Here is a 25,271-nt window from a genome sequence, read left to right as displayed (position 1 = left end):
GGGCGCCCCCTCGGGGACGTAACTCGGCAGGCTGCTCAGCCCATGAACTTCTTGAACTCGTCGGGCAGCTCGAAGTTCTTGTCGTCCTGACCGGCCGGCAGACCCAACGCGCCGCCCTGGGCCGCCTGCTCGCGGCGGGCCGCCTCGGCCTGCTCCTCGGCCTTGCGCTTCATCGGGTTACCGCTCTTGCGCTTGCCCTTGGCCTGCTTGACCTGCTTCTTCTGCCGGCCGGGGCCGCCACCCATGCCCGGCATCCCGGGCATCCCCGGCATGCCACCGCCCTGTGCCATCTTCGACATCATCTTGCGGGCCTCGAAGAACCGCTCGACCAGGTTCTTCACGGCGCTGACCTCGACACCGGAACCCTTGGCGATACGGGCCCGCCGCGAGCCGTTGATGATCGTCGGCTCGGCGCGCTCCTTCGGGGTCATCGACTTGATGATCGCGGCGGTGCGGTCGACATCGCGCTCGTCGATGTTGTTGATCTGGTCCTTGATCTGTCCCATGCCGGGCAGCATCCCGAGCAGCTTGGAGATGGAGCCCATCTTCCGGACCTGCTCCATCTGGGCCAGGAAGTCGTCGAGCGTGAAGTCCTTGCCGCCCTTGCTGGACGCCAGCTTGGAGGCCATTTGAGCGGCCTCTTCCTGGCTGAAGGTCTTCTCCGCCTGCTCGATCAGGGTGAGCAGGTCACCCATGTCGAGGATGCGGGACGCCATGCGGTCGGGGTGGAAGGCGTCGAAGTCCTCGAGCTTCTCACCGTTCGACGCGAACATGATCTGCTTGCCCGTGACATGGGCGATCGACAGGGCCGCACCACCGCGGGCGTCACCGTCGAGCTTGGAGAGGACCACACCGTCGAAGCCGACGCCGTCGCGGAAGGCCTCGGCGGTGTTGACCGCGTCCTGGCCGATCATCGCGTCGACGACGAAGAGGATCTCGTCCGGGTTGACGGCGTCGCGGATGTCCGCGGCCTGCTGCATCAGCTCCTGGTCGATACCGAGGCGGCCGGCGGTGTCGACGACGACGATGTCGAATTGCTTGGTCCGGGCGTACTCGATCGAGTCCTTGGCGACCTGGACCGGGTCACCGACGCCGTTGCCCGGCTCCGGCGCGTACACCGCGACTCCGGCGCGGTCGGCGACGACGCTCAGCTGGTTCACGGCGTTGGGGCGCTGGAGGTCACAGGCGACGAGCAGCGGGGAGTGGCCCTGGCCCTTGAGCCAGACGCCGAGCTTTCCGGCGAGGGTCGTCTTACCGGCACCCTGGAGACCGGCGAGCATGATCACGGTGGGCGCGGTCTTGGCGAACCGCAGCCGACGGGTCTCGCCACCGAGGATGGAGACGAGCTCCTCGTTGACGATCTTGATCATCTGCTGCGCCGGATTCAGCGCCTGGGAGACCTCGACGCCACGCGCCCGCTCCTTGACCTTGGCGATGAAGGACCGGACGACGGGGAGCGCGACATCGGCTTCCAGCAGGGCGATACGGATCTCGCGAGCCGTGGCGTCGATGTCCGCCTCGGACAAGCGGCCCTTGCCCCTGAGGTTCTTGAAAGTCGCGGCAAGGCGGTCGGAGAGAGTATCGAACACGGCGCTCGTCGGTCCTCAGGGTCGGGGGCGGGGTCAGGTAGTCGTCCCCCAGGGTATCCGGACGCCGGAGAACGCAAAGCCCTCGCCCGGTTCTCGTGACGGACGAGGAGGGTGCAGGGGCTCAGCCGAGCGCCTTCTCGATCTTCCGGGCCAGCTCCGCGGCACGTTCCGCGGAGAGCGGCTCACCCTCCGCGTCCGTGACGTAGACCGTGTCCACCGCGTTCGCCCCCAGCGTCGACACATGCGCACTGCGCACCCGCACCCCGCTCTGTTCCAGCGCCCGGCCGATCCGGTGCAGCAGACCGGGGGCGTCCTGGGCGCGCACCTCGATCACCGTGGCCAGCTGCGAACCGGCGGCCGCGACCGTCACCCTCGGCGGCGGGGCCTTCACCCCGCGGCGTCGCGGGTAGGCGGCCTCCCGCTCGGCAAGGCGGGCCCGGATGTCCAGGGAGCCGTCCAGGGCGCGTACGAGGTCGGCACGCAGCCGGGCCGCCTGGGGCAGGGAGCCGTACTCGGCCGCGACCCGCCAGCTGAGCAGCAGCAGGTCCGCGGTCTCGCCGACTTCGGTGGGGAGTTCCACGGCCCGCAGGTCCGCGGCGCGGACGGTGAGGCGGTGCAGGGCGAGGACCCCGGCGGCGGCGGGGAGGACGCCGGGCCGGTCGGGGAGGGCGATGAGGAGTTCGACGCCGACGGGTTCGGGGCCGCCGTCCTCGTGCGGGGTCTCCGCCTGGGCGTGCAGGGCGAGGACCGGCTCACCGGTGCGCAGGGCCTCGATGGCCAGGCGCTCCTGCTCGGCGCTGGGCGCCGCGGGCTCGGGTTCCTCGGGCGCCTCGCCGGCGAGGACCGCCGCGACGCGTTTGACGAGGTCGGCGACGAGGGAGGCGCGCCAGGTGGACCAGGCGGCGGGCCCGGTGGCGAGTGCGTCGGCCTCGGTGAGCGCGTGCAGGAGCTCCAGAGTGGCGGCGCTCCCCACGGCGGTGGCGACGGAGCGGACGGTGGCCGGGTCGTCGAGGTCGCGGCGGGTGGCGGTCTCGATGAGCAGCAGATGGTGGCGTACGAGGGTGGCGATGACGCCCACGTCGTGCTGGTCGAAGCCGATCCGGGCGGCCATGTCGCGGGCGATGACCTCACCGGCGACGGAGTGGTCGCCGGGCCAGCCCTTGCCGATGTCGTGGAGCAGCGCGGCGACGAGCAGGAGGTCGGGGCGGCCGACGCGGCGGGTGAGGGAGGAGGCGCGGACGGCCGCCTCGACGAGGTGGCGGTCGACGGTCCAGGTGTGGACGGGGTTGCGCTGGGGCCGGCAGTGGACTCGTTCCCAGTCGGGCAGGAGCCGGGTGATGAGCCCCTCGGCTTCGAGTGCCTCCCAGACGGGGACGGTGGCCTCGCCCGCGCCGAGGAGCGTGACGAGTTCCTCCCGGGCCTCGGCCGGCCACGGCACCGGCAGCGGCTTGGTGGCGGTGGCGAGGTGCCGTACGACATGGCGGGAGAGCGGCAGCTCGGACTGGGCCGCCGCCGCGGCGGCGCGCAGGACGAGGACCGGGTCGCGCTCGGGCCGGGCGGTGCGGGCGAGGACGACCTCGCCGTCGGCCTCGACGACACCGTCGGCGAGCGGTGTGCGGTCGGTGGCCGGGGCCCTGCCGCCGCCGAGCATGGCGCGCAGCCGGGGGCGGACCGACCGGGCACGCAGCACCCGGTTGACCTCGCGCCAGGTGACGTCGGTGGCGTACGAGACGGTGCGGGCGGCCTCGTACACCTGGCGCAGCAGTGCGTCGGCGTCGAGAAGGCCGAGGGAGGCGGCGACCTGGTCCTGCTCCTGGAGGGCCAGGCGGTCGGTGGCGCGGCCGGTCGTGAGGTGGAGGGCGTCGCGGGCGTCGAGGAGGACGCGGCGGGCCTCGGCGAGGCCTTCGCGGGGGGCGTCGGCGACCCAGGAGGCGGCTACGGCGCGCAGGGCGGTGGCGTCGCGCAGTCCGCCGCGGGCCTCCTTGAGGTCGGGCTCCAGGAGGAACTGGAGCTCGCCCTGGCGCTCGGCCCGTTCGCGGCAGAGCTCGTCGAGGGCGGGCAGGCGCTTGGGGGCCTGGTTCCGCCAGTCGGCGAGGATCGCGGTGCGCAGTGAGGCGACGAGGCCGAGGTCCCCGGCGACGGGCCGGGCGTCGAGCAGGCCGAGCTGGACCTTGAGGTCCTCACCTGCCGTCTTGCGGGCTTCGGCGGGGGTGCGTACGGAGTGGTCGAGGGCGAGGCCCAGGTCCCAGACGGGGTACCAGACGCGGTCGGCGAGGGCCGCTACGGCTCCGGCGTCGGCGCTGCCGTCATGCAGGAGCAGGAGGTCGAGGTCGCTGCGCGGGGAGAGCTCGCCGCGGCCGTAGCCGCCGACGGCGACGAGGGCGGCGCCCCGGACGCCGGCGTGTTCGGCCGCGGCGGTGAAGAGGGCTGTCAGCCACTCGTCCGTGAGCGTGGCGAGGGCCGCCGCGTAGCCGCTGGGTCCCGAGTCCTCGGATTCGGTGGTCACTTCGGTGCTCGTCACCCAGCTGCCTTTCCGTGTGCGGAACAGTCGGTCAGAGTGCGTCCGGGCCGCGTTCCCCGGTGCGTACCCGGATCGCGGTCTCGACCGGGACGCTCCAGACCTTGCCGTCACCGATCTTGCCGGTCCGGGCGGCCTTGACCACGACGTCGATGAGCTGTTCGGAGTCCTCGTCCTCGACGAGGACCTCGATGCGGATCTTCGGTACGAGGTCGACGGTGTACTCGGCGCCCCGGTAGACCTCGGTGTGGCCGCGCTGACGCCCGTAGCCGCTGGCTTCCGTGACCGTGAGGCCCTGGACGCCGAAGGCCTGGAGGGCCTCCTTGATCTCGTCAAGCCGGTGGGGCTTCACGACTGCGGTGATGAGCTTCATGCGTCCACCTTCTTGGTCGTCGGGGTTGCCGTGGTGCCGGGCGCGGGGGTCGTGGTGCGCGGGGCCGCACCGCCGCCGGCGCCGCTGAAGTCGTACGCCGTCTCGGCGTGCTCGACCTGGTCGATACCGGAGACCTCGTCGTCCTCCTCGACCCGCATCCCGATCGTCTTGTCGAGCAGGAAGGCGAGGATCGCGGAGACGATCAGAGAGTACGCGAGGACCGCGAAGACACCGACGGCCTGCTTGCCGAGCTGGTCGAGACCGCCGCCGTAGAAGAGGCCCTTGGCGTCGGACTGGACTCCGCCGGTGGCGAAGAAGCCGATGAGCAGGGACCCGACGACACCGCCGACGAGGTGGACGCCGACGACGTCCAGGGAGTCGTCGTAGCCGAGCTTGTACTTGAGGCCGACCGCCATGGCGCACAGCACACCGGCGATGGCACCGACAGCGATGGCACCGAGCGGGCTGACCGCGCCGCCCGCCGGGGTGATGGCGACGAGTCCCGCGACGGCACCGGAGGCGGCACCGAGCGTGGTGAAGGAGCCGTGGCGGAGCTTCTCGTAGCCGAGCCAGGCGAGCATCGCGGCGGCGGTGGCGACCTGCGTGTTGACGAACATGACCGCGCCGACGCCGTCGTCGTTGCCGAGCCACGAGCCGGCGTTGAAGCCGAACCAGCCGAACCAGAGGAGACCGGCGCCGAGCATGACGAGCGGCAGGCTGTGCGGCCGCATCGGGTCCTTCTTGAATCCGACGCGCTTGCCGATGACGAGGATCACGCCGAGTGCCGCGGCACCCGCGTTGATGTGGACGGCCGTACCACCGGCGAAGTCGATGACACCCAGCTCGAAGAGCCAGCCGCCCGCGCCCCAGACCCAGTGCGCGACCGGGAAGTAGACGACGGTGACCCAGAGGGTGATGAAGAGCGCCCACGAGGTGAACTTGACCCGGTCGGCGAGGGCACCGCTTATCAGGGCCGGGGTGAGCACCGCGAACATCAGCTGGAAGACGGCGAAGACGTACACCGGGATGGTGTAGCCGTCCCAGAGTTCCGTGACGCCGATCCCGCTGAGGCCGACGAAGTCCTGGCTCCATCCGATGATCGAGCCGGCGTCGGTACCGAAGGCGAGGCTGAATCCGTAGAGCACCCACAGGATCGTGACGATCCCGAGGCTGATGAAGCTCATCATCAGCATGTTGAGGGTGCTCTTGACGCGGACCATGCCTCCGTAGAAGAAGGCCAGGGCCGGGGTCATGAGCATCACCAGGGCCGAACAGATGAGCATGAACCCGGTGTTGGCGGCAGACAGCGTCGGGGCGTCTGCTGCAAGCGTCGTGATGCCTGGGGGCATCGGCGTCTCCTCGTCGTCGGTGCGGCCGCGTGCGGGGGCGGTGGGGGCGTAACCACGTGCGGGACCACTGGGGAAAAGGTGCGGGCCGGTTATGGCCATGAGATTCGCCCAGCGCCGTTTCCGCCGATGCCACACGATGTTTCGCCGCAGTGACGAAGGAGACCGACGTGTTACGTCCCCATGAACCGCCCGTGCCGTACCCGCGCTCGGGCCTACTCTGCGGCCGGAGCCGCATACGGTGCGGTTACGACGCTCCGGCAAGGGAACGACCACACGAACCGGCCACGACGACCACCCACTGACCAGGCAATCGGGGGAGCCGAAGTCGGTCGGTGCGGGGTGGCTGTCGTGGCCGGGGCAGGTGGGACCTTCAGAACACTCTTCAGACCGCTTCGGCGGTCTCGGGGAGTTGTGCGCTGAGGAGGTCGGTGAGCCTGGCGACCTCGGGAATGTCCCCGAAGTCCCTGGCCGCGGTGTCGACGGTCTTGCGCAGCCGGGTGTTGACGCGCTCCGAGCGGACCTTCTTGGCGACGCGCAGCGCCTGCTCGGCCAGCACGGTGGACTCCTCGGGCTCGCGCTTGAGGAGGTGGACGGTGGCGAGACCGACGAGGTTGAGTGCGTACGACCGCTGGTGCTCGTCGTCCTCGCCGAAGAGCTCGACCGCCCTGCGCATGACGGGTTCGGCGAGCGAGGCGTACGTGGGGCTGCGGCCGGCCACATAGGCCAGGTCACGGTAGGAGTGGGAGTTCTCGCCGTTGAGCTCGGCCTCGGAGAAGAAGCGGATCCAGTCGGGCTCGGGCTCGCCGTCGATCCCCGCGTCGAGGAAGGTGTCCTCGGCCATCCGGACGGCCCGCTTGCACTTGCTGGGCTGGCCCATGTTGGCGTAGGCGCGGGCCTCCATCGCATACAGCATGGCCTGGGTCCGCGCGGTGGCGCAGTCGCGGCTGCCGTACTGCGCGAGGTGGATGAGTTCAAGGGCGTCGTCGGGGCGGCCGAGGTGGATCATCTGACGGCTCATGCTGGACAGGACGTACGAGCCCAGCGGCTTGTCGCCGGCCTCCTTGGAGGCGTGCAGGGCGAGCACGAAGTACTTCTGGGCGGTGGGCTGGAGGCCGACGTCGTAACTCATCCAGCCCGCCAGCTCGGCCAGTTCGGCAGCGCAGCGGAAGAGGCGCTTCGCCGTGGCGGCCGGCTGCGGCTCCTGGAGCAGGTCGGTGACCTCGTGGAGCTGGCCGACGACGGCCTTGCGGCGCAGTCCGCCGCCGCACTGGGCGTCCCACTGGCGGAACATCGCGGTGGTGGATTCCAGCAGGTCGAGCTCGGGTCCGGAGAGCCGGGAGGGGCGACGGGCGGCGGCGGCCGACTCCGGCTCGACGGATCCGCCGGACGCGACGGGCACCAGCCAGCGCTGCATGGGCTCGATGAGGGCGGGTCCGGCGGCGAGCGCGAGCGAGCTGCCGAGGAAGCCGCGGCGGGCGAGCATCAGGTCGCTGCGGGAGAACTCGCTGAGCAGGGCGACGGTCTGGGGTCCGGCCCAGGGCAGATCGACGCCGGCCACGGAGGGGGCCTGGTGGGCGGCGCGCAGCCCCAGGTCCTCGACGGCGACGACGGAGCCGAAACGCTCGGAGAACAGCTCGGACAGGATGCGCGGGATCGGTTCGCGCGGCTGCTCGCCGTCGAGCCAGCGCCGCACCCGCGAGGTGTCGGTGCTGATGTGGTGGGCGCCCATCTGCCGTGCCCTGCGGTTCACCTGCCGGGCCAGCTCGCCCTTCGACCAGCCGCTGCGCACGAACCAGGATCCCAATTGCCCGTTAGGGCGCTTGCCGGCATTCGAATCGCCTGCGCCGCTGCCACTCACTGGAACGCCCCCATCCGCCGAATACCGTCGCGCGAACCTCTATCAGAATGCCGCGAACCGATGCTGCCCGTATGCAGGTTGCCCACCATCGAACAGAGAATCGGGTTGCCTCCGGCATACCCATGGGCGCACATACTTCCATGCCTCGTGTACCGACGGTAATCCTACGATCACCCCTCGGCGAGGGCGTTCGCAGAAACGCCACCATTCGCCACCCCTTCGAATGAACGCCACCACAGCCGGGCGCGATTCACTTGACAGACAGCGATCAGCAGTAGGCGCAGAGCGCACTCAAGGGCGCACACGGGGGCTCGCACTCCCGGGGCACACCCCGCGCTCACGTCGATCGCCAGGGACGGCGGAGTGTCACGACGTCACTCCTTTCCGTAACCATCGGTGCGTCGGACCCGTTGGAGGGGGCATGGGCTTCACGATCGGCGGCATCCGTGAGATGCGATCCGGCGCGCGGCGCCGCGGCCGTGCGGCCGAGGGCACCGCGGTGGCCGAGTACACGGGGCTGTGGGGCTGGGCGGTCGCGCCCGGCGCGCGCGCCGCGGACGGCAACTGCTCGTGCGGGACAGCCGGTTGCCCCGCCCCCGGTGCGCATCCGCTGGCCTTCGCGCAGGAGGTTCCGGCCGGGGCGACGCTCGACACCGCGGCGCGCGCGTGGGCCGAGGTGCCCGGCGCCTCGATGCTGCTGCCGGTGGGCCGCAGCTTCGATGTGCTCGATGTCGCGGAGCCGGCCGGGCGCCGGGCGCTCGTGCGGATGGAGCGGATGGGGCTGCCGCTGGGCCCGGTGGCCGTGACCCCTGCCGGGCGGGCGCAGTTCTTCGTCGCGCCCGGAGCGGCCGCCGAACTCCCCCGGCTGCTGTACCGGATGGGCTGGGACGACACGGGCCTGGACCTGCGGGCGTTCGGCGCCGGCTCCCACATCACCGCGCCACCGTCGGACCAGGGGGGCCTGGGCCCGGTCCGCTGGCTGCGCCCGCCGGCCCTGGACACCGCGGCGGCGCCCCCGGAGGCCCGGCTGCTCCTGGGCACGCTGGCCTACGTCTGCCACCGGCTGGCTCCCTGCTGAGCGCCCGGCCACACCTCCGTACAGCGAGGAGCCCGGCCACACGATGTGTGCGGCCGGGCTCCTCGCTGTACGGAGGTACTCAGTCCCCGATCAGGGCGTCCACGAACGCCTCCGGCTCGAAGGGGGCCAGATCGTCCGGCCCCTCGCCGAGCCCGACCAGCTTCACCGGTACACCCAGCTCACGCTGGACGGCGATGACGATGCCGCCCTTGGCGGTGCCGTCGAGCTTGGTGAGGACGATGCCGGTGATGTCGACGACCTCGGCGAACACCCGCGCCTGCACCAGGCCGTTCTGCCCGGTGGTGGCGTCGAGGACGAGCAGGATCTCGTCGAGCGGTCCGTGCTTCTCGACGACCCGCTTGACCTTGCCGAGCTCGTCCATCAGCCCGGTCTTGGTGTGCAGCCGGCCCGCCGTGTCGATGAGGACGACGTCGGCGCCCTCGGCGATGCCTTCCTTCACGGCGTCGAAGGCGATCGACGCCGGGTCGCCACCCTCGGGTCCGCGCACGGTGCGGGCACCGACGCGCTCGCCCCAGGTCTGGAGCTGATCGGCGGCGGCCGCACGGAAGGTGTCGGCCGCACCGAGTACGACGCTGCGGCCGTCGGCCACCAGCACCCGGGCCAGCTTGCCGGTGGTGGTGGTCTTGCCGGTGCCGTTGACACCGACGACCATCACGACGCCGGGGGTGTCCGCGCCGCTCTCGGTCTTGACCGCACGGTCGAAGTCGGTGCCGAGGAGGGTGAGGAGCTCCTCACGCAGCAGCTTGCGCAGCTCCTCGGGGGTACGGGTGCCGAGGACGCGTACGCGCTCCCGGAGCCGTTCGACCAGTTCCTGGGTGGGAGCGACGCCGACGTCGGCGGTGAGGAGGGTGTCCTCGATCTCCTCCCAGGTGTCCTCGTCGAGGTTGTCCCGGGACAGGAGCGTGAGCAGCCCCTTGCCGAGGGAGTTCTGCGAGCGGGCGAGCCGGGCCCGCAGTCGTACGAGACGGCCGGCGGTGGGCTCGGGGACGTCCAGCACGGGGGCTGCGGGAGCCTCCGGCTCGGCGGTTTCCGGAGCCTTCCCGGCGGCCTCCTCGGGCGGAAGGCCGACCTCCTCGATGGTGCGGCGCGATTCGTCGCGCGGCGTTTCGGCCTCCTCGCCGACATGGGGCTCGGCGGGAGGAGTGATGGTCGGCGTGCTCGACGGTGCCGGGGGCAGCTGCTTCTTCTTGCGGCTGCTGACCACGAGCCCGCTGATCACGCCGACCGCGACCAGGGCGATGACTACAGCAAGGATGACGAATTCCATAACCCACCCAGTATCGGTCACGTGCGGCGCCGCGCGAGGGATGCCCGCTCCCACAGGGGGGCGAATGCGCGCGACAGCCCCTGGACGGTGAGGTCCGTACGCCCAACCGCGCATGCCTTCGGCCCCGGTTGCCGTCCGCAGTCCGGTCCGGGCGGTGTCCGCCGCCGGGAGCCGGGCCGGTGCGGCAGCCGGCGGGACGCGCGCTGCCCCGTATGCAGCTGGGCGTTACGCACCGTATGCCGGTAAAGGTACGATCCTGGCCGTGGAGACCCGTGGGCTGGACCCCGTGCCCGACAGCGAGCGCACCGGCCGGGCACGGGCCCTCTTCCCCACCTGGGCGGCAGCGAACATGACCGTACTGCTGCTCACCATCGGTGCCGGGCTCGTCGTCTTCGACGGACTGAGCTTCTGGCAGGTGCTGGTCGTCGCGGTCGCGGCTCCGGCCGTCTCGTTCGGCATGGTCGGCCTGATCTCGGTCGCGGGGCGCAGCGGCGGCGCCCCCGGCATGGCGCTCTCGCGGGCCGTTTTCGGCCAGCGGGGCAATCTGGCGCCCGGTGCGCTGATCTGGGTGGCCCGCTGGGGGTGGGAGACGGCGAACGCGGTCACCGGTGCGTACGCCCTGCTGGCCGTGCTCGACCTGCTCTTCGGCGTCCGGAGCACCACGACGCTGATCATGGTGACGCTGCTCGCCTTCGTGGCGGGCAGCTTTCTCCTGTCGGGGCTGGGCGCACGGGCCCTGCGGGTGTGCTGCGTCTGGTCCGCGTACCTCTTCGGCGGGTTCAGTGTCCTGGTCCTGGTGCACCTGGCCGGGTCGACGGCCTGGGGGACCGTCCTGGACCGGCCGGCCGGACCGGCATCGGCGATGATCGCCGGGATCGGCACCCTGGCGGCCGGCGGCATCAGCTGGGCACCGTCGGGACCCGACTTCACCCGCTATCTGCCGCGCACCGCATCCGGGCGGGCGATGGTCGCGGCGACCGTGGGCGGCGCGGGAATCGTATTCCTGCCGATGGTTCTGATGGGGGCGGTGATGGCGGTGGGCACGCCGGAGCTGGCCGTCACTCATGATCCGGTCTCGTTCATCGGAGTGCTGTTGCCCGACTGGATCTCGGTTCCGTATCTGGCCATCGCCGTTCTCGGCATGGTGCTGATCAACGCCATGTCGATGTATTCGGCCGGATTCACCGCACAGACCCTGGGATTCACGGTGCCGCGCGCCTGGGCCGTCGGCGTGAATGCCGCGATCAGCCTGTTCCTGGGGTTACTGCTGATGCTCGTGGCGAGCAGTTTCGTCGATTCGTTCGTCTCCTTTCTGAATCTGCTCGCGGTGACGTTCTCGGCATGGATCGGCGTCTTCGGCGTGGATCTGCTGCGCGGGCGCGTATACGACCCGGTGGCACTCATGAACACCACCCCGACCAGCGCCTACTGGTACACGGGCGGCTTCGCGTGGAGCGCGGTGGCGGCCTGGGCTGCGGGTCTGTCGGTGGGGCTGCTGTTCACCGGTGTGGAGTGGTTCACCGGCCCGCTCGCGGCGACCTGGACGGGACGCAACGGGCTCGGCTGGGCGGTCACGATCGTCGTCTCGGGCGGTCTGTACGCAATCCTGCCGCGGCCCGGGGAGCGACGGCGGGCCATGCCCCTACCCTTCTGACGCCTCGTCAGCTAGGGTCCGGCCTCGCCCGGCCCGCCAGTCAGGATCCAGGGGGACAGCGTCATGGCCTTCACCGTCGTCCGGTTCAACCTCGTCGATCCCCATGCCACCCCGGGGTCCCTCTCGGCCCGCTACCGTGCGGCACTGGACATGGCCGCGTACGCCGACGAGAACGGCGTCGACACCGTGCAGACCGAGGAACACCACGGGGCCGCCAACTCCTGGCTGCCGTCCCCGTTCGTCCTCGCCGGTGCCGTCTTCGGGGCCACCCGCCGGATCGCGGTCACGGTCTCCGCGGTCATCGGGCCGCTGCACGACCCGCTGCGGCTGGCCGAGGACATCGCGGTGCTCGACCTGCTGAGTGCGGGCCGGCTGGTCACGGTCGCGGGGATCGGCTACCGGCCCGAGGAGTACGAGCGGGCCGGCGTCGAGTGGGGCAGGCGCGGCCGTCTCCAGGACGAAGTGCTGGAGACGCTGTTGCAGGCGTGGACCGGGGAGCCGTTCGAGTTCCGCGGCCGTACGGTCACGGTCACCCCGCGGCCGTACACCCGCCCGCATCCGCTGCTGCTGGTGGGCGGCAGCTCGCGGGCGGCGGCGCGGCGGGCGGCGCGGCTGGGGCTGCCGCTGTTCCCGAGCGCGCACCTGCCGGAGCTGGAGGCGTACTACCACGAGCGGCGCGCGGAGCACGGCACGGAGGGCTTCTGCATGATGCCCGCCGCCGAGACGCCGTTGCTGCACGTGTCCGAGGATCCGGACCGGACCTGGGCCGAGTACGGGGAGCACTTCCTGCACGAGGCGTGCACGTACGCCTCCTGGCAGTCCAAGGACATCCGCTCGGCCGTCCGCTCGGCGGCGACGACGGTGGCGGAACTCCGGGCCGAGGGCGTCTACCGGGTCGTCACACCGGAGGCGTGCGCGGCCCTGGCCGGGGAGCTGGACAGCCTGGTGCTGCACCCGCTGTGCGGCGGGATGCCGGTCGAGGAGGGGTGGCGCAGTCTGCGGCTGTTCTGCGGGGCGATCGGGGGGTGACGACATGCGTACGGCCCCGGCTCGCGGGCGCGAGCCGGGGCCGTACGGTTTTCGAGGAGAGGGGCAGCGGGGGATTAGCCCATCTCCTCCAGCGCCTTGCCCTTGGTCTCCTTGACGAACTTGATGACGAAGGGGATCGAGAGCGTGGCGAAGCAGGCGTAGATGATGTACGTGCCGGACAGGTTCCAGTCGGCGAGGCTCGGGAAGCTCGCGGTGATCGCCCAGTTGGCGATCCACTGCGCGGAGGCGGCGACGCCGAGCGCGGCGGCGCGGATCCGGTTCGGGAACATCTCGCCGAGGAAGACCCAGACCACGACGCCCCACGAGAGGGCGAAGAAGAGCACGAAGACATGGGCGGCGACGAGCGCGACCACGCCCTGGGTCGTGGGGAGTTTGCCGTCGACCAGGTCGGCGGAGAAGGCCCAGGCCTCGAAGGCGAGGGCGACGGCCATGCCGCAGGAGCCGACGAGGGCCAGCGGGCGGCGGCCCACCCGGTCGACCAGGACCATCGCGATCACCGTACCGATGATGTTGATGATCGAGGTCGTGAACGAGTAGAAGAACGAGTCGGTCGGGTCGATGCCGACCGATTGCCACAGCGTCGCCGAGTAGTAGAACGCCACGTTGATGCCGACGAGCTGCTGGAACACCGACAGGCCGATACCGACCCAGACGATGGGCAGGAAGCCGAAGCGGCTGCCGAGCAGGTCCTTGAAGCTCGACTTGTGCTCGCGGTGCATCGCGGTCTCGATCTCGGTGACCCGGGCGTCGAGGTCGATGTTCTTGCCTTCGACTTCTTCGAGGATCTGCCGGGCCCGGTCCTTCTTGCCGACGGAGATCAGGAAGCGCGGCGACTCGGGAATCGCGAACGAGAGCAGTCCGTAGAGGATCGCGGGCACGACCATCACGCCGAGCATCCACTGCCAGGCTTCCAGCCCGCCGATCTTGCCGCGCTGGTCACCGTCGGCGATCTGCAGGATGCCGTAGTTGACCAGCTGGGAGATGGCGATGCCGATGACGATCGCCGCCTGTTGGAAGGAGCCGAGCCGGCCGCGGTAGGCGGGCGGTGAGACCTCGGCGATGTACGCCGGACCGATCACCGACGCCATGCCGATGGCGAAGCCGCCGATGATGCGCCACATCGCCAGGTCCCACAGCGCGAAGGGAAGCGCGGAACCCACGGCGCTGATGGTGAAGAGCACCGAGGCGATCTGCATGCAGCGGATGCGGCCGATGCGGTCGGCGATCCGGCCGGCCGTGGCGGCACCGATCGCACAGCCGATCAGCGCGATGGCGATCACCTGGGCGAGCGTGCCGGAGCCGATGTCGTACCGGCTGCGGATCGCTTCGACCGCGCCGTTGATCACGGAGCTGTCGTAGCCGAAGAGGAAGCCACCCATAGCGGCCGCTGCGGTGATGAAGATGACATGGCCGATGTGGTCCGGATGAGCCGCCCGGGCTCCGGACTCCGGTCCCTGCGATGTGCTGGTCACATGAACTCCTGGGGCCTGGCCGCAACGTCAGGCGGTGGGGGGTGAGCTCTTCTAGTGGGGCACAACTTCAACCCTGGCACCACTTGAAGGTAAAAACGACGTTGCAGAGACTATGCGTTCAAGTTTTGAAGTCAACACCGGGGTGCAGGCAAGGTTTCACCCGAGATCCACCCATGAAGGCGCAAATCGGTACGTTGAAGCCTTGAAGATTGAGTAAAGGCTCAGCGCAGCCGCTGGCTGATCACCTTGGAGACGCCGTCGCCCTGCATCGAGACGCCGTACAGCGCGTCGGCGACCTCCATCGTCCGCTTCTGGTGCGTGATCACGATGAGCTGGGAGCTCTCCTGGAGCTCCTCCATGATCCGGATCAACCGCTGCAGATTGGTGTCGTCGAGCGCCGCCTCGACCTCGTCCATCACATAGAACGGGCTGGGCCTGGCCTTGAAGATCGAGACCAGCAACGCCACTGCCGTGAGCGACCTTTCGCCGCCCGACAGCAGGGAGAGCCGCTTGACCTTCTTGCCCGGCGGCCTGGCCTCGACGTCCACACCGGTCGCCAGCATGTTGTCCGGATCGGTCAGGATGAGCCGCCCCTCACCGCCCGGGAAGAGGCGCGAGAAGACGCCCTCGAACTCGCGGGCCGTGTCCCGGTACGCCTCGGTGAAGACCTGCTCGACCCGCTCGTCGACCTCCTTGATGACCTGCATCAGATCGGCCCGGGTCTTCTTCAGGTCCTCCAGCTGCTCGGAGAGGAACTTGTGCCGCTCCTCCAGCGCCGAGAACTCCTCAAGGGCGAGCGGATTCACCTTCCCGAGTTGCTGATACGCCCGTTCGGCCGACTTCAGCCGCTTCTCCTGCTCGGCCCGGACGAACGGCTTCGGCTGGTTGCGCGGGTGCTCCGGATCCTCCGGCAGCTCCTCCCCCTCGGCCGCCGGCGACGGTGGGACGAGCTGGTCGGGTCCGTACTCCGCCGCCAGTCCGGCCGGCTCCACGCCCAGCTCCTCCAGGGCCTTCGCCTCCAGCTGCTCTATCCGCAGCCGCTTCTCGGCGCCGAGCACCTCTCCCCGGTGGACCGAGTCCGTCAGCTTGTCGAGCTCGCCCTTGAGCTCGCGGCCCCGGTGCCGTTCGGCCGCCAGCTCCCGCTCCCGCTCGGCCTTCGACGCCTCGGCGGCGGCCCGCTCCTCTTCCGCCCGCACGACCGACACCTCGACATGGGCGAGCAGCTGACGGGCGCCGGACGCGACGGCCGAGGCCACGGCGGCCTCGTGACGCAGCCGGGCGCGGCGCTGCTCGACGCGGGCGCGGGCCTCGCGTTCGGCGCGGGCGCCCCGGTCGAGGGAGTCGGCGCGGCCTGCGAGAGCCTTGACCCGTTCCTCGTGGGTACGGACCTGGAGCCGGGCCTCCATCTCGGTCTGGCGGGCGTTGGCGCCGTCGGCGGCCAGCCGGTCGCGCACGGCGGTGTCCGGCTCCTCGTCCGCGCCGTCCTCCGCCGCCTCCTCGGCCACCAGCAGCCGTTCGGCCAGCTCCTCGGCCTCCTCGGTCGCCCGCTCCAGCGCCTCCTGGGCGCGGGCGGCGGACGCGGCCATCCGCTCGGCCTCGCCCGCGGCGCCGCGCGCCTGGCCGGCCAGCCGGCCGAGCTGCTGGGCCACCCCGGACTTCTCCCGCTCGGCGGCCCGGCGGCGCTCCCCCAGCTCCTCGACGAGCGCCGCGCAACTGCCGCGCCGTTCCGCCGCGCGCCGCTGCGTCTCGGCCAGCTCCGTGCACCGCACCGCGAGTTCGGCCATCTCGGCCGCCGCCTCGTCCACGGACGCCTGGACCTCCAGGAGGCTGGGCGCACCCGCCGAGCCGCCGTGCGCGAAGTGCGCCGACAGGACGTCCCCCTCGCCGGTCACCGCCGTCAGCTCCGGGTGGGCTGCGACCAGGTCCTCGGCGTCCTCCAGTGTCCCGACGACCACCATGTCCCGTACCAGCCTGCGGACCGCGGCCATCAGTTCGACGGGACCGCTGACGAGATCGGCGACGGCGGGGGTGCCCCGGCCGCCGGCGAGGACCAGGGCAGTCAGGTGTCCGGCAGCCTCGAGTCGGGCTTCGGCTGCCTCGGGTCGGGCTTCGGCCGGTCCACGGTGGGTGAAGGACGTGGCCTCCGGTGCCCGTGGGGCGGGCTCCGCACCCTGACCCGGGACATGCGCGACACCGGCGCACGGCTCGGGGTGGGCCTCCGACCCCTGACCGGGTACGTGCCCCACGGCATCGGATCCGCCGGGTACGGCGCCGCCCGTACTCGCGCCGCCTCTGCCGCCGTCGCCGCCTCCGCTTGCGTCGCCGCCGCTGCCGCCGAGCAGGAGGGACGCGCGCCCCGCGTCCTGCTTGCGCAGCAGCCGGATCGCCTCCGCCGCCGTGGCCGGGTCCGTCACGGCCACCGCGTCCGCCGCCGCGCCCAGCGCCGCCGCCACCGCGATCTCATGCCCCGGGGCCACCGTGAGCAGTTCCGCCGCCGGTCCGAGCAGACCCGCCAACCGGTCCCGGGCTCCGAGAAGCACGCCGGTGCCGTCCTTACGGCGCAGCCCGAGGGCCAGCGCGTCATGGCGGGCCGCGACCGCCGCGCGCTTGCGTTCGGCGGTGGTGAGGTCCTCCCGGGCCGCGGAGAGCGCCCCCTCCGCCTCCTTCAGTTCGCGCCGGGCGGCCTCGTGCCGCTCGCCGAGTTCCGTGTCCCCGGCGTCCAGGCCGTCGACTTCGGCCTTCAGCTGTTCGTACTCCTCCTGGGCGGCGACGGCCCGCTCCTGCGCCTCGTCGCGCGAGGCGGCCAGCCGGTCGATCTCCGACTGCGCCGAACCGGCCCGGCTGCGGGCCGCGTTGACCTGGCCGTTCAGCCGGGCGAGCCCTTCGCGGCGGTCCGCCAGGGCGCGGGCCGCGTCCTTGAGCCTGCGTTCCTCGGCCGCCAGTTCCCGTTCCAGTTCGGCCCGGTGGGACGCGGTGTCCTCCAGTGCGTGCTCCGCCGCCTCCAGCGCGGCGGTCAGTTCCGCCTCCTGCTCGCGGATCCGGGCCGCCTCGCGCTCCATGTCCTCGGGATCGCGCCCCCGCCGCTCCTCCTCGGGCGGCGCGGTGGCGCTCTTCACCCGGGCGTCGGCGAGTGAGACGGTGCCGCGTACCCGTTCGGCCAGCTGCGACAGTTCGTACCAGGTCTGCTGGGCACGCTGGAGCCGCGGCGTCAGCCTGCGTACCTCGCCCTCCAGTTCGGCCTCGCGTGCGAGGGCCGCCTTCAGTTCTGCCTCGGCCGCCTCGCGGCGCTGCTTCAGCGCCGCCTCGTCGGCGATCTCGCTGCGCAGCGCGGTGTGCAACCGCACCAGGTCATCGGCGAGGAGGCGCAGCCGGGCATCGCGCAGATCGGCCTGGATGACGGCCGCCCGGCGGGCCACCGCCGCCTGCCGGCCGAGCGGTTTCAACTGCCGCCGCAGTTCGTCGGTGAGGTCCTGCACACGGGCCAGGTTCGCCCCCATCGCGTCCAGTTTCCGCAGCGCCTTCTCCTTGCGCTTGCGGTGCTTGAGGACGCCCGCGGCCTCCTCGATGAACGCCCGGCGCCCCATCGGGTCCGCGTGGAGCACGGAGTCCAGCTGGCCCTGGCCGACGATGACATGCATCTCCCGGCCGATACCGGAGTCCGAGAGGAGTTCCTGGATGTCCAGCAGCCGGCAGGTGTCGCCATTGATCTGGTATTCGCTGCCACCGTTGCGGAACATGATCCGAGTGATCGTCACTTCGGCGTACTCGATGGGCAGTGCGCCGTCGGAATTGTCGATCGTCAGAGACACTTCCGCCCGGCCGAGCGGCGGCCGCCCGGTGGTGCCGGCGAAGATCACGTCCTCCATCTTGCCGCCGCGCAGGGATTTCGCACCCTGCTCCCCCATGACCCAGGAGAGCGCGTCCACCACATTGGACTTGCCCGAACCATTGGGACCGACCACGCAGGTGATCCCGGGTTCGAACCGCAGGGTGGTGGCGGAGGCGAACGATTTGAAACCACGCAGGGTCAGGGCCTTGAGGTGCACGCCGCCGGACTCTACCTTTCGCTCTCGGTTTCGCTGATGAAGGTGCAGGGCACATCAGACGGTAAGGCAAGGGGTGTACGTCCGGGGCAGGACGGGCGCAGGCCGGAGGGGAAAAGAAAGAAGGGACGCCGAAGCGTCCCCTGCAAATCTTGTGCAATGCTGCGTCGACGGATCCGCCGTCTCCATGAAGGCGTACGTGCCCGGATCAATGACGAGGCATATGAAGAAGCAGATCAAGAGCGATTGATCTTCAATGATCCGGTGACGATCCGGCGATGATCCCGTGCGGCTGACGCATGCAGCCCGACCGGCCCCTGAGGGCCATTGGTCAGGTCAGCGCCGGCTCTGCCTGAGGTACGTCGATGTCGATGCTGTCGAGCAGCGACTCTTGGTGCTGGGCGGCGGCATTGAGCGCGTCGTTCTCGTCCTGAATCCGTACAAGCTCGGACTCAAGATCCTGGACGCGCTGCTGAAGCCGTCGCATCTCGGCGAGGAGTCGCGGATCGGAACCGCCGACGTAACCGAGAAGCGCCTTTGCCATGATGGATGGTCCTCCACACTGAGTGACCGACCGATGCGGTGTGGGTCGTGAGGGAATCGCACCCGCGGTGCTCGGCAGTGCTCTGTGTTCACTGCTGTTCTGCTGCCAAACAGCTCTACCGAACAGCTAAGGTGCGCGGGGATTTCAGCGTCTCACCAAAAAGTTTGACGGTCAACACGATCACACCCTGTAGAGGCGGGCGTCCCGGGGGCGCGCGGCTTGACGATCATGCGGCGCGACTCTCCGACGGGACCCTCAGGGGCATGGAGATCATCGTTACTGCCGCAGCCTGGCACGGCAACCGAATCTTGGCAACCACCGGGTCATTCCGCAGGTCATTTCATGTGTACGCATGACCGCGCCCTTCGTCATCACCCCCCGCGGCGCCTCGAACACGGCCCGAACACAGACCCCACCCTTCCCCCGTTGGAGGACCGGATCAGCGGATGGCGAATCCCTCGTATCCGCCCCGCGGCGTGTCCCAGATCTCAGTGACTCCGTCAACGCGGCCGGGTGTGTCGTCCGAGCGCAGCCAATCCAGCAGACGGTGGCAATTCTCACGCGCCCCCTCGGCCACAACCTGCACTCGTCCGTCGTCGAGATTGAGGGCGAATCCGGTGAGGCCGCCGATCTCCAAAGCGTTTGCCCTGGTGAACCAGCGGAACCCTACTTGCTGTACTCGGCCGCGTACCCAAGCGGTGAGTCGCACATCTTCGTTCATGCCCGAACGCTAACCGGCCAATTGCTCTCGGAGCACTTCTCGCCGAATCGCCATGGCGTACAGTCCCCTCGCAATAGCTTCACTCGATCGGGTGAGCCAAGGTGCGCCGACAACGGCGTCCAGATCGTCAGAAGGGCACAGCAGATGGGACGCCATCGACGCTCCGCCGCAGCTCCCGCCGCTGAGCAGCACGCGGAGGGAACCGCAGGCCAGAACCGGAGCACGCGCCGCAGGAAGCGGTCCGGCATACCGGTACGCACGGGACTGCTCGGCGTCTCCGCGGCCCTCGCCGTCGGGGCCGTGGCGGTGGCCTCCGGCCTGCTGCCCGGTGGCGACAGCTACAACGTGGGGGGCGGCACGGCCGCCGACCAGGTGCGCTCCGACGCGGCCCCCGACCTCCTGACGCAGGGCGGCTCCACGACCGCGCCGGCCGATCGCGGATCCGCGTCGGCCGCCGCCAGCCGCGGTACCGAACGTGCCAAGGCCCCCACGAAGTCGGGCTCCCCCGAGGCCGGCACGCCGTCCGCGTCCCCTTCGAAGACGTCCGAACCGACGAGGACGAAGGAGGCGAAGGAGGCGACCGCGAAGGCGCAGGCGAACCGCTCCACCGCCTCGAAGGCCCCCGCCGCCGGAACCACGAAGAGCTCGGCACCGGCCGCCGCGCCGAGCCCGGCCGCACCCAGGACCTCCGCCTCCGCACCGGCCGCCCGCAAGACCACCGCGCCGGCCGCCGACACCTCGGCCCAGGCTGCCGTGCTCGCCCTGGTCAACCAGGAGCGCGCCAAGGTCGGCTGCAGTGCGGTGACCGCGAGTTCCTCGCTGGCCTCGCTCGCCCAGAACTTCAGCGACGACATGGCCTCCCGCGGTTTCTTCGACCACACCGACCCCGACGGGCAGTCCCCGTGGGACCGTGCCGCCGCGGCCGGCGTCTCGGGTCTCGGCGGTGAGAACATAGCCCGCGGCCAGGCCGACGCCGAGGCCGTGATGGAGGCCTGGATGAACAGCGACGGCCACCGCGCAAACATTCTCAATTGCGACTACAAGACGCTCGGCGTCGGTGTCCACTTCGGTTCCGGCGGTCCCTGGTGGACGCAGGACTTCGGCTTCTGAGGCTGCCGGAGCACCACTGAGCCCCGCCCGCCCCGCACCATCACCCACTCCGACCTCGTACGCCCCACTCGCTCACCCACGGGATGCGCAACCTCGTGGACAGCGCTGTGCGGGCGTACGCTGGTTTCATGGACGGGATCGGCGACAGCGCACCGGACGAGGGCTGCCCGCGCGGCACACTCTCCTTCGAACCGGACGGCACTCTCCCCTTCGACGTGTTCTCCAAGCAGTGCCCCTCGCGCAGCACCCTGGAGCACGTCACCGGCCGCTGGGGCAGTCTGACGCTCGGCGCGCTGTCCGAGGGCAGCCTCCGGTTCAACGCGCTGCGCCGCCGGGTCGACGGGGTGAGCGAGAAGATGCTTTCCCAGACACTGCATGCGCTGGAGCGCGACGGGCTGGTGCACCGCGAGGCCCAGCCGACCAATCCGCCCCGCGTCGACTACGAGCTCACACCCCTGGGTCGTCAGGTCGCCGAACAGCTGCTCGGCCTCATCCAGCTGGTCGAGGGCCGGATGTCCGAGGTCCTGGTGGCGCGCGGGCGGTACGACGAGGCCCACGAGGTCCGCTAGGTGTATTGACCGCATAGGTTCGCCGGCTTGGTCGGCACGTCTAACGTGCTCCCATGAACGATCACGGTGTTGCTCACGGTTTCACGTCGGTGGACACGCAGCCCCGGCCCGCTGAGTGGGTTCAGGTCTTGGACCGGCTGAGTGCGGAGCCGTTCTACGCCGCTTACAAGCAGCGGTTGCAAGAGTTCCTGCATGCCGAGCCCGGCGGGCTGTTCCTTGAGGTCGGAGCGGGTACCGGGGACGCCGCCGTGGCCCTGCGCTCGCGCTGTGGGGCCGAGGTCGTCGCGGTCGACAGCTCCTTGACGATGATCGCGCAGGCACGGGACAGAGGGCTACCACGCGCCGCTGTCGCGGACGGGCACCGGCTGCCGTTCGCAGCGGGTCAGTTCGACGGGGCCTGGGCGGACCGGGTCCTGCAGCACGTCGTCGAACCGGCCCGGGTGCTGGACGAGTTGCTGCGGGTGGTCCGCCCCGGCGGCCGGGTTGCCTTGGCAGACCCGGACTACGACACTCAGGTACTCGACATCGACGACCAGGAGCTCGCCCGCCGGGTGCTGCGCTTCAGGGCCGATGTGGGCCTGCGCAACGGCTCGCTGGCCCACCGGCACGCCGGATTGCTCGCGGCCCGCGGCATCCACGACATCACGGTGGAAGCCCGAACGCTGGTCGTGCGCGACCCGTCGGCGGCCGACAATGTCATGGGCCTGCGCACCTGGGCGCACACAGCCGCAGACCGGGGCTACCTCGACCCCGTGGACGCGGACCGGTTCGTGGGCCAGTTCGACGATGCCGTGCGCGCAGGTCGCTTTACCTACGCCGTCACGTTCTTCCTCACTGCGGGCACGCTGCCCTTGTCAGACTGATAGGCAGCGGGTGAGGGCGGCATGCCGCGCTTCAGGCCGCGGTGGCGAGGGGGCGTCCGCCCCAGCGGATGCCCTTTTCACTGCGGATGCGGGCGCGTTCTTTGCGTTCGGCGGCCAGGACGTCGCGGTGGCGGGCGTTGGCGTTGCGCCAGCGCAGGTAGGAGTGCGGTGCCCGGGTCTGCACGGTGTGGTTGGGGTGGTTGGAATTGGCGATGGTGAACTGCCGAAGCGGTCCGAAGTGGGCCTCGATCGGGTTCGCCCACGAGGCGTGGGTCGGCGTGAAGCACAACTCGACCTTGTTCTTGTCGGCCCAGCGGCGGATGACGGCGCCTTTGTGGGCGGACAGGTTGTCCAGGATCACTTAGATCGGGGCGCCGTCGGGCCGGGCGGCACGGATCGATTTCAGCGCGGCCAGCGTGTTGGCGGCACCCTTCTTGCGGCGGTTGACGTCCCACAGGCAGTCGTCGCCGACCGAGTAGCAGCCATGGAAGTAGCGCACGCCGTGGGTGCGGTGATACGTGGCGGGCAGCCGGTCGGGGTGCTTTTGGGCGGACCAGCCCGAGCCCGCGGTGGGACGGATCCCGAGCGGGCCGAACTCGTCGAAGGCGAAGACCCGGTCCGGGAGGCGGTCCAGGACCTCCTCGATCCGGTCCAGCTTCGCCTCCCGCTCGGGGTCGGGGGATTCCTTCCACGTCTTGGTGCGCTGGAAGGTAACACCGCGGCGGGCGAGCAGGCACCGTAATGCCTCGCGGCCGATCCGGATGACCCGGCCGTGGACTTTCCGCAGGTAAGCGACCAGCTTGCGCAGCGACCAGCAGGTGAAAGGCTGGCCGAGCTTGGTGGGGCGAGTAGTGACCGTCCGGATGACGAAATCCTCATCGTCAAGGCTGAGCAGGCGGGGACGGCCTCCCGCCCACCGAGGGTCCAGACAGGCCAGGCCGATCTCGTTGAACCGGTGGATCACATCACGCACGGTGTCCTCGTCGGCCTGCACCAGCTGGGCGATCACCGGCACCCGGTTCCCGCCGGCCGACGCCAGCAGCATCATCGCCCGCCGATAGCGCACCGAGCTGGTGCTGCCCCGGCGCACGATCTGCTGCAGCTTCTGCCCCTCCTGGTCGGTCAGTCTGCGCACACGGACAGGCTCGGCCACCGCGCCTCCAGCGGTCGGATCGGACGTCACCGCACATCCAACCGCCACCACGGCCACCCCGGCGAACCTATGCGGTCACAGCACTAGACGCGCGGCGGCCGCTGGCAGCGGGGGCAGAAGTAGCTCGACCGGTTCATCCAGGCGCGGCGCCGCATCGGCGTACCACAGCGGTGGCAGGGCTCGTCCTCGCGCCCGTAGGCATCGAGCGAGCGGTCGAAGTAGCCCGACTCGCCGTTCACGTTCACGTAGAGGCTGTCGAAGCTCGTGCCGCCCTGTGCCAGCGCAGCGTTCATCACGTCGCGGACGTGGCCGAGCAGCTCGGCCGACTTGGGGCGGGTCAGGGTCGCGGTCGGCCGGTCGTAGTGCAGCTTGGCCCGCCAGAGCGCCTCGTCCGCGTAGATGTTGCCGACACCGCTGATCAGCGACTGGTCGAGCAGGGCGCGCTTGACGGTCGTACGGCGGAGCCGCAGCGCGGTGTGGAAGGCGTCGTCGTCGAAGGCCGGGTCCAGTGGATCGCGGGCGATGTGGGCAATGATGTCGGGCAGTCCCTCGGCGGTGTTCTCGTGGAGGGAGAGCCCGCCGAAGGTTCGCTGGTCGACGAAGCGCAGCTCGGTACCGACGGCGTCGTCGAAGCGGAGCCTGATCCGCAGATGCTTCTCGTCCGGTGCGCCCTCGGGCTGTACGAGCAGCTGACCGCTCATGCCCAGGTGGCCGAGGAGCGAGGTGGCCGCGTCGTCGAGCGGCACCCACAGATACTTGCCGCGGCGCATCGCCGTGCCCAGGCGGACACCGGCGAGCCGGGCCGCGAAGTCAGCACCGCCCGCAAGGTGCCGACGGACGGCACGCGGGTGCAGGACCTCGACCTCGCCGACCGTGCGCCCGGCGACCCAGCGCTCGAGACCGCGCCGGACGACTTCGACCTCGGGCAGCTCGGGCACGGTGTCGCTCCTGGATGTGGGGCTGGATCTTGTGGCGGACAGAGAGATCCCCCCGGTGCGCAGGGCACCGAGGGGATCTCGGGGTCAGGCAGGAGCAACGTCCGTGGACGCCGGGTCGGCAGGGGTGTCGGCGGCCCCTCCGTCGGCAGCGGACTTCTCCGCAGCCTCCCGTGCTTCCGCAGCGGCGCTGATCTCGCGCCAGGCGGACTCGGCCGCCTGCTGCTCCGCTTCCTTCTTGCTACGGCCGGTGCCGGTGCCGTACGAGACACCACCGACGCGAGCAGCAGCAGTAAAGGTCTTCTCGTGGTCCGGACCGGTCTCCGAGACGAGGTACTCGGGGACTCCGAGGCTCTCGCTCGCGGTGAGCTCCTGGAGACTGGTCTTCCAGTCCAGGCCGGCACCGAGGTTCGAGGACCTGTCGATCAACGGGTCGAAGAGCCGGTGGACCAGCTCCGAGGCCACGTCGAGGCCCTGATCGAGATAGACCGCACCGATCACCGCTTCAAGGGTGTCGGCGAGGATGGACGCCTTGTCCCGGCCACCCGTGCCCTCTTCACCACGGCCGAGCCGGATGAAGGAGCCGAGTTCGAGGCCGCGGCCCACTTCCGCAAGCGCACGCGAGTTGACCACCGCGGCCCGCAATTTGGCCAGCTGGCCTTCAGGCAGGTCGGGGTGAGTGCGGTACAGCGTGTCCGTGACCACCAGGCCGAGCACCGAATCCCCGAGGAATTCGAGCCGCTCGTTGGTGGGCAGACCGCCGTTCTCGTACGCGTACGAACGATGGGTCAGCGCACGCACCAGAAGGGCGGACTCGAGGTGGTACCCGAGCCGCCCTTCCAGAAGCGTGTGGGACGAGGCTGTGTTGACGTTGTCTGCCTGCTTCTTGGCGTGGGACAACTCAGACATCGGGCCTCTCACCAGCCGCTCAGACCTCGAGGACCTGGCGCTTGTTGTACGTGCCGCAGCTGGGGCACGCGATGTGCTGCAGCTTCGGCTCCTGGCAACGCTCACACGAAACCAGGGTGGGGACCGCAGCCTTCCACTGCGACCGGCGGTGGCGCGTGTTGCTGCGCGACATCTTCCGCTTCGGAACAGCCACGG

General features: G+C 70.5%; 19 protein-coding genes and 1 pseudogene. 6 read left to right on the top strand and 14 right to left on the bottom strand.

Going from position 1 to position 25,271, the window contains the following annotated elements; all coding sequences use genetic code 11:
- Positions 1–35: 35 nt before the first annotated feature.
- The 5 genes from ffh to SH922_RS29380 all read right to left on the bottom strand — a co-directional run bounded on the left by ffh (position 36) and on the right by SH922_RS29380 (position 7,687).
- On the bottom strand, positions 36–1,589 hold the full coding sequence (gene ffh, locus SH922_RS29400) for a signal recognition particle protein (protein ID WP_393061118.1): 1,554 nt from the start codon (positions 1,587–1,589) through the stop codon (positions 36–38).
- Between the two features lie 121 nt (positions 1,590–1,710).
- Positions 1,711–4,110 carry a [protein-PII] uridylyltransferase gene (locus SH922_RS29395; RefSeq protein WP_393061116.1) on the bottom strand — a complete coding sequence of 800 codons (2,400 nt, stop codon included), beginning with the start codon at positions 4,108–4,110 and terminating at the stop codon, positions 1,711–1,713.
- A gap of 31 nt (positions 4,111–4,141) precedes the next feature.
- Complete coding sequence (locus SH922_RS29390; RefSeq protein ID WP_136330688.1) at positions 4,142–4,480, bottom strand: P-II family nitrogen regulator; 339 nt, start codon at positions 4,478–4,480, stop codon at positions 4,142–4,144.
- On the bottom strand, positions 4,477–5,829 hold the full coding sequence (locus tag SH922_RS29385; protein ID WP_393061114.1) for an ammonium transporter: 1,353 nt from the start codon (positions 5,827–5,829) through the stop codon (positions 4,477–4,479). Before SH922_RS29385 ends, SH922_RS29390 begins: the two co-directional genes overlap by 4 nt.
- A 382-nt stretch (positions 5,830–6,211) precedes the next feature.
- Positions 6,212–7,687: a hypothetical protein gene (locus tag SH922_RS29380; protein ID WP_362550236.1), complete on the bottom strand. Its 1,476-nt coding sequence runs from the start codon at positions 7,685–7,687 to the stop codon at positions 6,212–6,214.
- Positions 7,688–8,108: 421 nt separating this feature from the next.
- Here SH922_RS29380 and SH922_RS29375 point away from each other — a divergent pair, with 421 nt between their 5' ends.
- Entirely contained in the window at positions 8,109–8,765 is a 657-nt protein-coding gene (locus tag SH922_RS29375) for a bifunctional DNA primase/polymerase (protein WP_393061112.1), read from the top strand.
- Between the two features lie 79 nt (positions 8,766–8,844).
- Here the strand turns inward: SH922_RS29375 and ftsY are convergent, their stop codons facing one another.
- Entirely contained in the window at positions 8,845–10,053 is a 1,209-nt protein-coding gene (gene ftsY / locus SH922_RS29370; protein ID WP_393061110.1) for a signal recognition particle-docking protein FtsY, read from the bottom strand.
- Positions 10,054–10,315: 262 nt separating this feature from the next.
- On the opposite strand from ftsY, the gene SH922_RS29365 reads away from it, so the two are divergent.
- Both SH922_RS29365 and SH922_RS29360 read left to right on the top strand, forming a co-directional pair.
- The gene (locus tag SH922_RS29365; protein WP_393061108.1) at positions 10,316–11,707 is read left to right on the top strand and encodes a purine-cytosine permease family protein; all 1,392 of its coding nucleotides are present in this window, start codon (positions 10,316–10,318) and stop codon (positions 11,705–11,707) included.
- 63 nt (positions 11,708–11,770) lie between these two features.
- Positions 11,771–12,736, top strand: a complete 966-nt coding sequence (locus SH922_RS29360) for an LLM class flavin-dependent oxidoreductase (RefSeq protein WP_393061106.1) — start codon at positions 11,771–11,773, stop codon at positions 12,734–12,736.
- Positions 12,737–12,810: 74 nt separating this feature from the next.
- Here SH922_RS29360 and SH922_RS29355 read toward each other — a convergent pair whose 3' ends face one another.
- The 4 genes from SH922_RS29355 to SH922_RS29340 form a co-directional block, all read right to left on the bottom strand.
- Positions 12,811–14,229 (bottom strand): sugar porter family MFS transporter, encoded by a 1,419-nt coding sequence (locus SH922_RS29355; RefSeq protein WP_393061104.1) that lies wholly within the window; start codon positions 14,227–14,229, stop codon positions 12,811–12,813.
- A 221-nt stretch (positions 14,230–14,450) separates the two neighbouring features.
- Positions 14,451–18,275: an AAA family ATPase gene (locus SH922_RS29350; RefSeq protein WP_393061102.1), complete on the bottom strand. Its 3,825-nt coding sequence runs from the start codon at positions 18,273–18,275 to the stop codon at positions 14,451–14,453.
- A 328-nt stretch (positions 18,276–18,603) separates the two neighbouring features.
- Positions 18,604–18,816 carry a hypothetical protein gene (locus SH922_RS29345; protein ID WP_018551753.1) on the bottom strand — a complete coding sequence of 71 codons (213 nt, stop codon included), beginning with the start codon at positions 18,814–18,816 and terminating at the stop codon, positions 18,604–18,606.
- 439 nt (positions 18,817–19,255) lie between these two features.
- Entirely contained in the window at positions 19,256–19,537 is a 282-nt protein-coding gene (locus SH922_RS29340; protein ID WP_393061100.1) for an acylphosphatase, read from the bottom strand.
- A gap of 144 nt (positions 19,538–19,681) precedes the next feature.
- Here SH922_RS29340 and SH922_RS29335 point away from each other — a divergent pair, with 144 nt between their 5' ends.
- From SH922_RS29335 to SH922_RS29325, 3 genes are all read left to right on the top strand, one after another.
- A complete protein-coding gene (locus tag SH922_RS29335; protein ID WP_393061098.1) occupies positions 19,682–20,647 on the top strand; it encodes a CAP domain-containing protein in 966 nt (321 codons plus the stop codon).
- A gap of 128 nt (positions 20,648–20,775) precedes the next feature.
- Positions 20,776–21,216 carry a winged helix-turn-helix transcriptional regulator gene (locus SH922_RS29330; RefSeq protein WP_393061096.1) on the top strand — a complete coding sequence of 147 codons (441 nt, stop codon included), beginning with the start codon at positions 20,776–20,778 and terminating at the stop codon, positions 21,214–21,216.
- A gap of 53 nt (positions 21,217–21,269) precedes the next feature.
- Complete coding sequence (locus SH922_RS29325) at positions 21,270–22,079, top strand: methyltransferase domain-containing protein (protein ID WP_393061094.1); 810 nt, start codon at positions 21,270–21,272, stop codon at positions 22,077–22,079.
- 31 nt (positions 22,080–22,110) lie between these two features.
- Here the strand turns inward: SH922_RS29325 and SH922_RS29320 are convergent.
- The 4 genes and pseudogenes from SH922_RS29320 to rpmF form a co-directional block, all read right to left on the bottom strand.
- Positions 22,111–23,232 (bottom strand): annotated as a pseudogene (locus SH922_RS29320) (IS630 family transposase).
- 83 nt (positions 23,233–23,315) lie between these two features.
- Positions 23,316–24,170 (bottom strand): bifunctional DNA-formamidopyrimidine glycosylase/DNA-(apurinic or apyrimidinic site) lyase, encoded by an 855-nt coding sequence (mutM, locus tag SH922_RS29315; RefSeq protein WP_393061092.1) that lies wholly within the window; start codon positions 24,168–24,170, stop codon positions 23,316–23,318.
- Between the two features lie 84 nt (positions 24,171–24,254).
- Complete coding sequence (gene rnc, locus SH922_RS29310) at positions 24,255–25,076, bottom strand: ribonuclease III (RefSeq protein ID WP_393061090.1); 822 nt, start codon at positions 25,074–25,076, stop codon at positions 24,255–24,257.
- Between the two features lie 19 nt (positions 25,077–25,095).
- Positions 25,096–25,269, bottom strand: coding sequence for a 50S ribosomal protein L32 (gene rpmF / locus SH922_RS29305; protein ID WP_003965982.1), 174 nt, complete (start codon positions 25,267–25,269; stop codon positions 25,096–25,098).
- Positions 25,270–25,271: the final 2 nt, after the last annotated feature.

Source organism: Streptomyces sp. LN549, assembly GCF_043203805.1.
Taxonomy (GTDB): Bacteria; Actinomycetota; Actinomycetes; order Streptomycetales; family Streptomycetaceae; genus Streptomyces.
The sequence above is the reverse complement of the archived record's forward strand: the minus strand, read 5'-3'. Positions and strand labels throughout refer to the sequence as shown.

Bases quoted from the DNA above. Each gene is read 5' to 3' on its own strand.
- SH922_RS29390 (WP_136330688.1), bottom strand. From the start codon at position 4,480: ATGAAGCTCATCACCGCAGTCGTGAAGCCCCACCGGCTTGACGAGATC.
- SH922_RS29385 (WP_393061114.1), bottom strand. From the start codon at position 5,829: ATGCCCCCAGGCATCACGACGCTTGCAGCAGACGCCCCGACGCTGTCT.
- SH922_RS29375 (WP_393061112.1), top strand. From the start codon at position 8,109: ATGGGCTTCACGATCGGCGGCATCCGTGAGATGCGATCCGGCGCGCGG.
- ftsY (WP_393061110.1), bottom strand. From the start codon at position 10,053: ATGGAATTCGTCATCCTTGCTGTAGTCATCGCCCTGGTCGCGGTCGGC.
- SH922_RS29360 (WP_393061106.1), top strand. From the start codon at position 11,771: ATGGCCTTCACCGTCGTCCGGTTCAACCTCGTCGATCCCCATGCCACC.
- SH922_RS29345 (WP_018551753.1), bottom strand. From the start codon at position 18,816: ATGGCAAAGGCGCTTCTCGGTTACGTCGGCGGTTCCGATCCGCGACTC.
- SH922_RS29340 (WP_393061100.1), bottom strand. From the start codon at position 19,537: ATGAACGAAGATGTGCGACTCACCGCTTGGGTACGCGGCCGAGTACAG.
- SH922_RS29335 (WP_393061098.1), top strand. From the start codon at position 19,682: ATGGGACGCCATCGACGCTCCGCCGCAGCTCCCGCCGCTGAGCAGCAC.
- SH922_RS29330 (WP_393061096.1), top strand. From the start codon at position 20,776: ATGGACGGGATCGGCGACAGCGCACCGGACGAGGGCTGCCCGCGCGGC.
- SH922_RS29325 (WP_393061094.1), top strand. From the start codon at position 21,270: ATGAACGATCACGGTGTTGCTCACGGTTTCACGTCGGTGGACACGCAG.
- rnc (WP_393061090.1), bottom strand. From the start codon at position 25,076: ATGTCTGAGTTGTCCCACGCCAAGAAGCAGGCAGACAACGTCAACACA.